Here is a 12,383-nt window from a genome sequence, read left to right as displayed (position 1 = left end):
CCTACCGGGGCGCGAGGTGGGTGGCTCAGGCGCCGGGGACGATCGGCGTGGGCGTGCCGTCGGGCGCGTAGCTCAGGTACAGCGGCTGGTAGCCGGGCGCGGTGGGGTCCACGGCCGGGTTCTCTTTGACGACGAAGAACCGGCCCTGCCCGGGATCGATCGCCCGGCCGTCCGGCGTGGTCACGGGTGTGCCGGCAAGTGGGGTGATCGAGTCGTAGAGGTTCGCGTCCACCCGGGTGGTGCCGTCCTCGAACGGGTTGAGCGCGATCAGCCGGTACCCCTCGGGCAGCGGCCGGCCGCCGACGTGCGCGGTCGCGTACTCCGGACCCGTGAAGTAGGACGAGATCGCCGGGTGGGCGGCGATGAGCGGGGTCGGCGCCTCGGCGGGCTCCAGCGGCAGCATCGGGGTGCCGTACTGCCGTGGGGCGAGCCGGGCCCGCTCGCCGACCGGTTCGGCGACCGGCTCGCCGACCGCCAGGCGGCGGGACAGCAGATGTTGCCGGCGCGGCTCACCCTCCGCGGCGGGCTCCAGCGCCGGGTTCGTGACCGCCGCCCGCGTCGTGTACGGGGGGCGGTCCAGGTCGTCGAAGTCCTTCGCCATCTTCCGGCTGACGTCCAGGGCGGCCTCGTCGGCCTCCCGGTACGCCCGGCCGCTCTCGGTGAGGCCCTGGGCGGTGTAGCGCAGGGTGCCCTTGACGCCGCCGATGATCGCTTCGAGGTTGTCCATGCCCTCGAGGAACTTCGTGGAGAACTGCTCGCCCATGTCGTCGTCGCCCCAGGCGTTGGCGTACCGGGCGCGCAGGGCGGTCAGCTGGGCGAGGTAGGACTCGTAGAGCAGGACGTGCGCCTCGTACGCCTTGCCGAGCCCTTCCACGCCGTCCGGGTCGACCCACAGGCGCCCGCCGGGATTGTCGCTGATCATTCGGGCCCCCGGGTCAGGAGTTCCCGCACGCTCGTGACCATGCGGGGCTCCTTGGGCAGGAACGCGTCGGCCCCGGCCTGGCCCCGGACCAGCTTGTGGGCGTCGAGGCCGTCCGGCAGCACCGGCGCCAGCACCTCGGCCGCCTGGTTCATGACCTGTTCCTTGGCGTCGGCGTAGGTGTCCAGGATGAGCCGGGTCAGGTCGGCGGTGGTGAGCCGCTTGTGGGCGCCGGAGGGGAACTGGATGTCGGTCAGCACGCCGTTCTGGCCGACGGTCACGCTCACCTCGCGCCGCGGTGACGTCGCGGTGGCCGAGAGGGCGCTCATCCGGGCCTGCATCTCGGCGAGGCTGTTGCGCTGTCGCTCGTACTCCTGGAACAGGCCTTCGATGCGCTCGCTGTAGTTCACGACGGACCACTCCCTCGACGTCGCCGTCCAGTGAAGACGCCGCCGCGGTCGCGCCGGAACTCCGGCCGGGGATCAGTGCATGAAAGTGCAACCACTCTTCCCGGGCTGTCGGCCGGCGCCGCCCGTTCCGGGGGCGCTGCCGTGCAATGTTTGGTGACGTTCGGACATGGTGGCGCGACCGGGTTGCCGCCGGGCACGGCCGCGGATCAACACTCTTCCCTGCCACCTTTCCCTGACACGAGGAGTCCGACCGTGACGATGCCGATCGTCAGCACCACCGAAGAGGGTATGCAGCGGGCTGCCCAGGAGTTCTCCGACAAGGCCACCGAATTCACCGGCCAGCTGCGCGCGGTCAACGGGCAGATGGCCATCCTGATCTCCTCCTGGACCGGCCAGGCGTCGCAGGGATTCAACCAGGCCATGGACAACTGGGAGAACGCCTTCCAGCGGGTGATCAACGAGCTGCTCAACATGCTCGAGGTCATGGGTGTCACCACCAAGGGCTACCAGACGGCCGAGGACGAGGCGTCGAGCGTGGCCAACTCCTTCGGCGCGGCCCTGCCGGGCATCTGAGCCGCACCCCGACCCCCGATCTCCCGAGAGGACCGACATGTCCAACTACACCTTCGACTTCGTGCAGGCAGACGCCGTGCTGACCGACATGAACCGCATCAACGGCCAGATCCAGTCGTCGCTGGAGGCGATGGAGCAGACGGTCGAGGCCAGCCTCGCCCAGTGGACCGGTGCCGCCCAGGAGCAGTACAAGGTCTCAAAGCTGGCCTGGAACCAGGCGGCCGACTCGATGGTCGCCTACCTGGAGCAGGCCCGCCAGACTCTGCTGCAGATCTCGGACAACTACGGCACCACCGAGCAGCGTCACGCCATGATCTGGAACGACGTCCGCGGCGGCTGACCCGCCGGACGGCCGCCGCGGACGCGGCGTGGCGGCCGGCGTCGTCCGTCCCCGGCCCGGTGCGCCAGACGACCCGGGCCGCTGGGGTCTGTGCCATCGTTCCGCCGTCGACACCCGAGTGGAGTGAGCTCCTTGGCCCGCATTGACTGGGGATACCCCAACGACAAAGCCATCAGCGCGATGAACGCCTACGGCATGGGCGACGCCGTGATCGGGAAGCCGGAGGGGACCACCCAGGCGGCGTACGACTCCTGGATGGCCTACTACCACGAGCACGGCAGGAACAGCCGGTACGGCACGGGTGTGAACCTGGAGGGGTGGAAGAACCAGGTCCGCGCCGAGCATCCGGAGTGGATCGAAGCTCGCGAGTGGTACGACAAGAACATCCTCGACACCGACGGCTGGAAGAACCTCGTCAAGACGTACAAGGACCGGATCACCGACCCGTCGAACGTGAAGCCGCCCGCGTTCACCGACCAGTCCGACTGGATCGACGAGTCGAAGACTCCGAAGAACTCGGGCTTCAAGCCGCCGGCGATCGACCCGACGTTCAAGGGTGACACCGCCTCGACCAGTGGCGTGGCGGTCAACACCGCCGCCCTGAAGTGGTTCGCGGAGGACGTGCTGGGCAGCATCACCGGTGCCGGGAACATCCTGCTCACCACGGCCGACAAGCTGAGCGCGATCGACCCGCGGCCCGGCGCCTTCGCCCGGGCCGAGGTGCTGCGGCAGGCGATCGTCGGGGCGACGGCCCAGGACGGCGGCGTCAAGGGCGACATGAAGGACATGCTCGTCAACATGAACACCGCCCTGCTCGCGGTGCAGACCGCCCTGCTGAAGATGGCCACGGAGTACGAGAACCTCGAAGAGCTCAACGCGCTCACCACCGACAAGCTCAGCGAGATCATGGGTGACTCCTTCAACGGCCTGGACAACCTGAAGACCTACGGCCAGAAGGTCGTCAAGACCGACGGAAACTGACGCGGGCGAACAGGTCTCGCCGCTCGCGAAGAGGGACAGGGCATGGGCAACGGTCTCGGTGACAGCAAGCTCGACGGGTGGAACGACCCCGCGGAGGAGGCGGCCACCTTCCCACCGAAGACGGTCCCCGTCAGCGACCTGTACGACTACCAGACCTGGGCGAACGAGACCCGGGGCTGGCGGAAGCTCGAGGCCGCGGTGAACGGCGGCGCCGCGCTGACCACCCAGAGCGGGCGGGACCACGCCGAAACGCTGGTGAGTGTCCGGTCCGTCGTCGAGACCGCGCAGGCCTTCCAGGCGACCCAGGACCTGCTGATCTGGCTCGAACAGACCATCCGTACCGCTGTCACCTCGATGGTCGGCGACGACAAGGCGTGGAAGGGGCCGGCGGCCAACGGGTTCCGCGACAAGATGAACTACTACGCCGACCTGCTCGGCAAGCAGGCAGAGCACCTGGCCGGCGGCGCGGTTCCGGACTCCACCACGGTGTCCAACGACATCAACTCGTCGACGAACGTCACCTCGCTTCCGTCGCAGCTCTACGACGCCGCCAACCACCTCTCCTGGGCCCAGCAGACGATCGCCTACCTGGACGGCGCCTGGGCGACGATCGCCTCCCAGAACGGCGTCGGCAGCGGCGACGGCCCGGTGCCGATCAGCGGCACCGAGTACGAGAAGCCGATGGCCCGGCAGATGGCCGATGTCGTCCACACGGTCGCCGAGAAGTACCGGATGACCACCGACAAGGCGGCGACGTCCACGGTCAGCATGCCCACGCCAAGCGTCAACGTGCCGACGGGCCCGCCGATCCCGTCGCCGACCTTCACGACGCCGACGTTCACGACCCCGCCGGGGCTCACCCCGCCGGGCTTCACCACGCCGCACATCGGCGGCATCACCACGCCGGCCGTCAGCGCGCCGTCGAACATCACGGTGCCCACGATCACCCCGCCGAACCTGGCCGGCATCGGTGGCCCGGGTCCCGGCCAGGGGCCGGGAGGAATCACCCCGCCGGCGTTCTCGGGTCCCGGTGAGATCGGTGGCCCCGCGCCCGGCGGCGGGGGCGGTGGCAGCGGGCTGCCCGGCTTCGACGCCCCGGGCATCAACGGGCCGGGGGGAGCCGGTTTCCCGGGCGGTGGCGGACTACCGGGCGGCTTCGTCCCCGGTGTCGTACCGCCGGGCATCAAGCCGCCCGGCTCGGCCAACCTCGGCGGGGGTGCGGGCGGCGCCGGTTCGGTCAAGCCGCCGTCGTTCTCCGGACCGGGCACCGTGGGCGGACTGAAACCCGGGGCGGGCGTGGGCGGCATCGGCACCCCCGGCGGCGGCTTCACCGCGCCGGGCGTCCCCGGCTTCGGCTCACCCGGCGGCGCCGGCCCCGGCGCGGGCGGTAGCCCGAGCCTGCCGGAGAAGCCGGACGCGAACGGGCTGCTCGGCAACAGCGACGACTTCGTCCCCGGTGCCGTCGACGGTGTGGACATCCCGGCCGCCCCCGGCGGCGCCGTGCCCGGCGGCGGCGGCTTCCAGTCGCCGATGATGCCGGGCATGCCCGGCGCGGGCGCTCCCGGTGCCGGTGCCGGCGGCGGATCCGGTGTCCCCGAGGCCCCGGACGCCAAGGGCCTGGTGGAGGGCGACGAGGCGGACTGGCGGTCACCCGGGTTCGACGGCGTGCAGGTCCCCGGCGCGCCGGCCGGCGCCTCGTCCGGCGGCGCCGGGCTCGGTGCGGGCATGCCGCCCATGCCCGGCATGCCGGGGCCCGCGGGCGGCGCGAACAATCCCGGCGGGGCCGAGTCGCCCGACGCCCGGGGACTCGTCAGCGGCGACCCGGAGACCTGGGGACCGGTGGGCGTGGACGCGGGTGTACCGGACGGGTCGGGCGGTGCGCCGGCCGGTGGTGACGGGCTCGGCGTCGACGGCCCACAGATCCCCGCCGCCCCGCCCGTGGTTCCGGGCGTCGACTCGCCGGTGGCGACGCCGACCGGCCCCGCCATGCCGATGATGCCCGGAGCGCCGGGTGCGCCGGGTGCCGGTGCGGGCACGCCCGGCGGCGGTGTCCCGGACGCTCCCGACGCCTCCGGGCTGATCCAGGCCGACCTCGACGACTGGCGTCCGTCGACCCCCGATACCGGCACACCGCACGCGCCGACGGGGGTGGACACCGGCGGCGCCGGGCTTGGGGAGCCGACCCACTCCGCGCCTGCCGTGTCGCCGAGCACCGGTGCGACGCCGCCGACGGCCGATGTGGTGCCGCCGATGGCCGGCCCGCCGGGCAGCAACGCGCCCGCCGGCACCACACCCCGGACCGCGCCCGACGCGTCCGGTCTGATCCGGACGGACGGGGCCGACTGGACTCCGGCCGGACCGGGGGACGGCGGGCCGGAGACGGGCGGCGGCACGGCGGCCGGTGGCGCGGGACTCGACGGCTCCGCACCGGTCACCGGCGTGCCGGACTCGCAACCGGGCCCGGACGGTCCGCCCGCCGGCCCGGATCCGGGCGTGCCGGAGGCCGCCGCCGAGGAACCGGCCGCGCCGGAGGTCCCGGCCGCGCCCGTGTCCGGCATCGGCGGTACGTCGCCGGGTGCGCCCGTACCCGAGGTGATCGCACCGCCGACGGCGGTGGAGGTGCCGACCGTGGTCGACCTGTCCCCGGCGGTGGAACCGCCGCCGCGGGCCGAGCAGCCCGCGGCCGTCGCACCACCCACGGCTGTTGCGCCACCAACGGCTGTTGCGCCGCCTCCAGCCGTCGCGTCGCCTCCGGCGGAGCCGGTGGTCGGCGGTGTCGTGGCGGCTCCGGTGATCGTGGGCCAGCCGGGCCTGCCCGGCCAGCCGGGCCTGCCCGCCCAACCCGGCCCGGTGGCGAACCCACCCGCCCAGGCAGCCGCGCCGAACCAGCCGGCACAGCCGAACCCGTCCGCGCAGGCGAACCAGCCGGCGTCGCCGGGAGGCGGCAGTCCGGAGGGGACGCACCGGAAGGCCGGCGTGGCCGCGGTCGTGGCCGAGGGCGAGGTGGCGGTCGCGGTCCCCGGCGCGCTCGGTCTGGCCGGTGCCGCCGCCGTGGCCGGACTCGCCGGTTCCGGACCGCAGACGTCCGGCCGCGCGACGGCCGGCGCGGACCCCGACGACCCGGCCCGGGCCGGCACGGTCCGGCGTCCCTCCGACCGCGACGACGACAGCGAACCCGGCGCCGGCCGGGAGCCCGCCGCCGGGCTGCGCGAGGACGACGCCGTCTGGGGCGGCGGCCGTACCGCGCCGGCGGCCGACGACCACGTTCCTCTCGTCCGCCCGGACGACGATCCGGACGACACGACGGGCTGGGACGACCTCAGCGACGCGGACTGGCTGACCGGCACGTCCACCGACGACGGCAGGGAAGGGTGACCATGTCGGAGACACCGCAGCGCCCGCGCGCCGTGTGGCGGCGGGTCGCGCCCGCGAAGGCGCCCCGGCCGGCCGACGGCACGTTGGACTTCTTCAGCGTCGACCTGGAGAAGATGCGCCGCTGCGGCGAGCCCGGCGTCAGCGACGCGGAGTTCACCGCGTCGCTCGCCGAGGAGGAGAAGGAGGCGTCCGCCCGCGCCGAGGCGTTCTGGGCCGAGCAGGCGCGGCTCCGCAAGGACGAGGAGGAGCGGGCGAAGAAGGAGAAGAAACGCCAGGCCGAGGAGGACGACGACGTCAAGGTGGCCGAGCGCTACCGCAACGACCGCTACGCGGTGAAGCTGCTGCGCCAGGAGCGCACCGTCTGGGGCGGCGACGGCGCCGACGCGGGGACGCTCGGATGAGTACGGTCACCGTCAAGCGCCCGCCCCGCGCGGCGGGCCCGGAGGCGCCGGAAGGCTCGATCGAGCTGCAGGAGCCGCCGCTGATGGCGGAGGAGGCCCCGCTCGACTTCCGCTCGTTCGCGATGGTCGTGCCGATGGGCCTCGGCATGGGCGCGATGCTCGCCATGTTCGGCCTCTACAACCGCACCCCGATCATGTACGTGATGGGCGGCGCGATGGCCGGCGGCATGCTGCTCATGGGCGTCATGCAGATCGGCCGGGCGGCCGCCGAGCGCAAACGCAAGATGCGCGGCGAGCGGCGCGACTTCCTGCGCTACATCGGGCAGCTGCGCAAGCAGGCCCGCGAGGCCGCCGACCAGCAACGCCGGCACGTGCTGTGGAACAACCCGCAGCCGGGCTGGCTGTGGTCGATCGCGATGGGCAGCCGGCTGTGGGAACGCCGGCCCAGCCACGACGACTTCGGCCGGGTCCGCATCGGTCTCGGCCGGCAGACCGCGATGCTGAAGTTCAACCCGCCGTCCACCAAACCGATCGAGGACCTCGAACCGCTGTCGTCGATCTCGCTGCGGCGGTTCTCCGAGGCGTACCGGACGGTGTCCGGCATCCCCACCTCGGTCGGCCTGCCGAGCTTCACCAGCGTCGAGTTCGAGGGCGCGATCGACCCGGCGATCGATCTGGCCCGCGCCATGGTGGCGCAGCTGGCCACCTTCCACGCCCCGGACGAGCTGCGGATCGCGGTCCTCGCCGCCGAGGTGCACCGGGGCCCGTGGGAGTGGGTCAAGTGGCTGCCGCACAACGCGCACCCCACCGCGTACGACGCGGCCGGCCCGGTCCGGATGTTCGCCGGCAGCCACGACGCGCTGATGGACCTGCTGGGCCCCGAGATCACCGACCGGGGCGACCACGACCGGGCCGTCAAGCCGACCACCGGCGAGCCGCTCCTGGTGATCGTCGCGCACCTGGTGGACCTGCCGGACAGCTCCCGCCTGCTCGGCGCGGGCATCCGCAACGTGGTGCTGCTCGATCTCACCGGCGCGATGCCCGGCGGCCCCAAGGTGCTGCGGCTGACAGTCACCGACGACACCGTGGAGTTCCCGGCCGGCGCCACGACCGGGACGGCCCGGCGCGACGGTCTGGACCAGACCCAGTGCGAGGCCCTCGCCCGGATCATCGCGCCGAAGCGGACCAGCGGCACGCTCGATGTCTCCGACGAGCCGCTGGACACCAGCTTCGAGCTGACCACGCTGCTGGGCATCCGCGACGCGATGACCTTCGACGTGCAGGCCCTGTGGCGGACCCGGACGCCGCAGCGCAACCGCCTCATGGTGCCGATCGGCGTCACCGAGGAGGGTGAGGTCATCGAGCTGGACCTGAAGGAGTCCGCGCAGGGCGGCATGGGACCGCACGGCCTGCTCATCGGCGCCACCGGCTCGGGCAAGTCGGAGCTGCTGCGTACCCTCGTCTGCGGCCTGGCCGCGACGCACAGCTCGGAGATCCTCAACCTGGTGCTCGTCGACTTCAAGGGCGGCGCCACCTTCCTCGGCATGGACAAGCTGCCGCACACCTCGGCGGTGATCACCAACCTGGCCGACGAGCTGCCGCTCGTCGACCGGATGCAGGACGCGCTCAACGGCGAGATGACCCGGCGGCAGGAGATGCTGCGCGCCAGCGGATACGCCTCGCTGTTCGACTACGAGAAGGCGCGCGGCAACGGCGCCCAGCTCGTGCCCTTCCCGGTGCTGCTGATCATCGTGGACGAGTTCAGCGAGCTGCTGTCGAGCAAGAGCGAGTTCATGGACCTGTTCGTGTCCATCGGCCGGCTCGGCCGGTCGCTCGGCGTGCACCTGCTGCTCGCCTCCCAGCGCCTGGACGAGGGCCGGATCAACCGGGTCGAGGGGCACCTGTCGTACCGGCTGGCGCTGCGCACGTTCTCCTCGATGGAGTCGCGGTCGGTGATCGGCGTGGGCGCCGCGTACGAGCTGCCGCCCGAGCCGGGCAACGGCTACCTCAAGGTGGACACCACGAACCTGGTGCGCTTCAAGGCGGCGTACGTCTCCGGCGCGTACACCGGGAGTGGACGCCGCGGCGGCGTCGCGGACGCCGGGGACGAGCCCACCGCGGACGTGGTGCCGTTCACCACCCGTCAGGTGGCGGTGCGCCACGACCCCGGGCCGGAGCGCCCGGCCGAGCAGGTCGAGGAGCCCGCCGCCGACGCGAACGGGCCGAGCCTGGTCGAGGTGCTGCTGGACCGGCTCGCCGGTTCGGGCCCGCCGGCCCGTCAGGTCTGGCTGCCGCCGCTGTCCAGCGCGCCGAGCCTGGACTCGCTCATGCCGAGCGTGCTGCCGGACCCGGTACGCGGCATGACCATCGACGACCCGGCCGTCCAGGGCGGCCTGCGGGTTCCGGTGGGTGTGGTGGACCGGCCCGCCGAGCAGCTCCGTGAGCTGCTGGTGGTCGACCTCGGCGGCGCCGACGGCCACGTCGGCATCGCAGGCGCCCCGCAGAGCGGCAAGTCGACGCTGCTGCGGAGCCTGATCCTGGCGCTGTCGCTGGCGAACACGCCACGCGAGGTGCAGTTCTACGGCCTCGACTTCGGCGGCGGTGGCCTCGCCTCGATCGCCGGTCTGCCGCACGTCGGCTCGATCGCCACCCGGATGGAACGCGACCGCGTCGTCCGGACGGTCGAGGAGGTCCTCCAGGTCATGGAGAAGCGCGAGGCCGAGTTCGCGCGGCACGGCCTCGACTCCATGTCCAGCTACCTCGCCAGGGTCGCGGACGGGGTGATCGACGACGGCTTCGGGCACGTCTTCCTGGTCATCGACGGCTGGTACACGATGAAGCAGGACTTCCAGGAGCTGGAGCAGAAGTTCCAGGAGCTCGCCTCGCGCGGCCTGTCCTTCGGCGTGCACGTGATCGTCACCGCGACCCGCTGGTCGGAGCTGCGTACCTGGATGCGGGACCTGCTGGGCACGAAGCTGGAGCTGCGGCTCGGCGACGCGATGGAGTCCGAGCACGGCTCCCGCAAGGCCGCCACCGTCCCCAACCAGGTCGGCCGCGGCCTCACCGACGGCGCGCTGCACTTCCTGGCCGCGCTGCCCCGGATGGACGGCAGCTCCGAGGTGAGCGACCTGGCCGAGGCGACCAAGTCGGTGGTCGAGGAGATCGGCACGTTCTGGCCCGGCCCGGCCGCCCCACCGGTACGGATGCTCCCGGCGCACCTGATGGTCGAGACACTGCCGCCGCCCGAGTCCGACTTCAAGTTCGTCATCGGCCAGGACGAGCAGCGTCTCGCCCCGGTCTGGCACGACTTCATGACCACCCCGCACATGCTGGTGCTCGGCGACAGCGAGACCGGCAAGACCAACCTGCTCCGGCTCGTCCTGCGGTCCATCCAGCAGCACTACCCGCCGGAGCGGGCGAAGGTCGTGCTCGGCGACTCGCGCCGCGACCTGGACACCGCGATCGGCGCCGCGTACCAGGTGGGCTTCGCTTTCACCGGCGACAAGATGCACGAGCTGGCCGGCCAGGCGTCGGTCTCGATGAACCGGCGGATGCCCGGCGCGGACGTGTCGTCCGAGCGGATGCGCAAGCGCGACTGGTGGGAGGGGCCGGAGCTGTTCGTCATCGTCGACGACTACGACCTGATGACCAAGAGCACCGGGATGGGCTCGACGCTCGACCCGCTCCTGCCGTTGCTGGCCCAGGGCGCCTACATCGGCCTGCACGTGATCGTCGCGCGGAGCACCTCCGGCGCGATGCGGGCCATGATGGACCCGGTGATCCGGCGGATGTGGGAGCTGGGCACGCCCGCGACGCTCTTCTCCTACCCCAAGGAGGAGGGCAAGTTCCTCGGCGAGGCGAAGCCCCGCCAACTGCCGCCCGGACGCGCCCAGCTCGTCACCCGGCGCGGCGTACGCCTGATGCAGACCGGTTTCGTGTCGGACACGGCCCGATGAGAGAGGCTCGCTGGTGACCGCAGCGCTCAACGATCAACTGTGCCGCATCACGGTGATCGGCCCGGCGCGCCGGGCCGATCTGGCCGTGCCGGTACGGATGCCGGTGGCGAACCTGATGCCGTTGCTGGTGCGGCACACCACCGACCTGGCCCGGGTGCCCGACGGCGAGGTGCCCGACGAGTCGTTCGTGCTGCAACGCCTCGGCCAGGCGCCGTTCGAGCTGTCGGGCACGCCGGAGAGCCTGGACTGGCTGGAGGGGGAGGAACTGCACCTGCGCCCGGCGCAGGACCCGCTGCCCGAACTGGACTTCGACGACCTGGCCGAGGGCGTCGCCACGGTGGTCAACCGGCGCGCCGACAGGTGGCAGCCGGAGTACCGCCGGGTGCTGTTCCTCGTGCTCTGCACGGTGGCGATGGGCCTGATCGCCGCCGTACTCGTGGACCGGGGCCCGGTGCTGCCCCAGGTGATCGCCGGCGCGGTGCTCGCAGCCGGCCTGTTCACCGCGTCGGTCGTCAGCGCCCGCCAGCAGACCGACGGCGCGATCCCGCTGCTGTTCGGCGGCGGCGCGGCGTTCTTCGCGGCGGTCGCCGCGTCCAGCGCCGTCGACGGCGACCCGGACGGCGTGGCCTGGAACGCCGGCGCCGGGCTGGCCGCCGCCGTCGCGGTCGTCGCGGTGACCGTGTTCCTGCTGATCGCACAGCGCACCGTCACACCGGTCATGCCGTTCGCACCGCTGCTGATCGTCGCGCTGACCGCCGCGGTGGTGGTGCTCGTGCTGCTGGCCGGCGACGGCTTCGCGCTCACCGCGCCGAAGGTCTCCGCCGTGGCCGTGTCGGTGATCCTGGTGCTGATCGTGATCGCGCCCCGGGCAGCGGTGAAACTGGCCCGGCTGCGCGGGCCACAACTGCCCAAGACCGGCGCCGACATGTCGTACGACATCGAGCCGGAGGACTCCGACCTGGTCAAGTCGCGCGCCGACGAGGCGGACACCTACCTGACCGCCTGCATGACCGCCTCCGCCCTGGTCCTGCCGGTGCTGATGCACCACACCATGCGGGTGCCGGGCTGGTCCGGGTGGACGCTCGTGCTCGTGACATCGAGTGCAATCCTGTTGCGCTCGCGTACCTTCTTCGGGCTCTGGCAGCGGATCGCCCTGGTGGCGGCCGGTACCGTCGGCTACCTCATGGTGGCCCTGATGTTCTCCGACAAGCTCGCCCCGACCGGCCGGTACGTCCTGCTCGGCGGGCTCGTCGCCCTTCTGGTGCCGCTGGTGATGGCCGCGCTGCGGCCGTGGCCGCGGCGCATGCTGCCGTTCTGGGAGTACACCGCCGGTGGGCTGGACGTCGCCACCGGCCTGGCCGTGCTGCCGGTGCTCGCCCAGGTGCTGGGGCTCTACGCCTGGGCCCGCGGACTCTTCGGGTAGCCGGC

At 72.5% G+C, this 12,383-nt stretch carries 9 protein-coding genes; 7 read left to right on the top strand and 2 right to left on the bottom strand.

Features of this window, described 5'->3' with window-relative positions:
* Nucleotides 1-25: 25 nt before the first annotated feature.
* Complete coding sequence (locus tag ACQP26_RS18700; RefSeq protein ID WP_433493513.1) at nucleotides 26-922, bottom strand: WXG100 family type VII secretion target; 897 nt, start codon at nucleotides 920-922, stop codon at nucleotides 26-28.
* Complete coding sequence (locus tag ACQP26_RS18695) at nucleotides 919-1,329, bottom strand: YbaB/EbfC family nucleoid-associated protein (RefSeq protein WP_262015029.1); 411 nt, start codon at nucleotides 1,327-1,329, stop codon at nucleotides 919-921. Before ACQP26_RS18695 ends, ACQP26_RS18700 begins: the two co-directional genes overlap by 4 nt.
* A 252-nt stretch (nucleotides 1,330-1,581) precedes the next feature.
* On the opposite strand from ACQP26_RS18695, the gene ACQP26_RS18690 reads away from it, so the two are divergent.
* From ACQP26_RS18690 to eccD, 7 genes are all read left to right on the top strand, one after another.
* On the top strand, nucleotides 1,582-1,902 hold the full coding sequence (locus tag ACQP26_RS18690) for a WXG100 family type VII secretion target (RefSeq protein WP_091416604.1): 321 nt from the start codon (nucleotides 1,582-1,584) through the stop codon (nucleotides 1,900-1,902).
* Nucleotides 1,903-1,939: 37 nt separating this feature from the next.
* Entirely contained in the window at nucleotides 1,940-2,242 is a 303-nt protein-coding gene (locus tag ACQP26_RS18685; protein WP_269705427.1) for a WXG100 family type VII secretion target, read from the top strand.
* Nucleotides 2,243-2,374: 132 nt separating this feature from the next.
* Nucleotides 2,375-3,223 (top strand): hypothetical protein, encoded by an 849-nt coding sequence (locus tag ACQP26_RS18680; protein WP_433493512.1) that lies wholly within the window; start codon nucleotides 2,375-2,377, stop codon nucleotides 3,221-3,223.
* A gap of 42 nt (nucleotides 3,224-3,265) precedes the next feature.
* Entirely contained in the window at nucleotides 3,266-6,598 is a 3,333-nt protein-coding gene (locus tag ACQP26_RS18675) for a hypothetical protein (RefSeq protein ID WP_433493511.1), read from the top strand.
* A gap of 2 nt (nucleotides 6,599-6,600) precedes the next feature.
* Nucleotides 6,601-6,999, top strand: a complete 399-nt coding sequence (locus tag ACQP26_RS18670) for a hypothetical protein (RefSeq protein ID WP_269705430.1) — start codon at nucleotides 6,601-6,603, stop codon at nucleotides 6,997-6,999.
* Nucleotides 6,996-10,955: a type VII secretion protein EccCa gene (gene eccCa, locus ACQP26_RS18665; protein WP_433493510.1), complete on the top strand. Its 3,960-nt coding sequence runs from the start codon at nucleotides 6,996-6,998 to the stop codon at nucleotides 10,953-10,955. The genes ACQP26_RS18670 and eccCa overlap by 4 nt, the downstream gene beginning before the upstream one ends.
* A gap of 13 nt (nucleotides 10,956-10,968) precedes the next feature.
* Nucleotides 10,969-12,378, top strand: coding sequence for a type VII secretion integral membrane protein EccD (eccD, locus tag ACQP26_RS18660; protein ID WP_269705432.1), 1,410 nt, complete (start codon nucleotides 10,969-10,971; stop codon nucleotides 12,376-12,378).
* Nucleotides 12,379-12,383 lie beyond the last annotated feature (5 nt).

Origin of the sequence: Micromonospora sp. CA-248089 (genome assembly GCF_050948515.1) — a bacterium.
In the GTDB taxonomy this organism is placed as follows: Bacteria; Actinomycetota; Actinomycetes; order Mycobacteriales; family Micromonosporaceae; genus Micromonospora.
The sequence above is the reverse complement of the archived record's forward strand: the minus strand, read 5'-3'. Positions and strand labels throughout refer to the sequence as shown.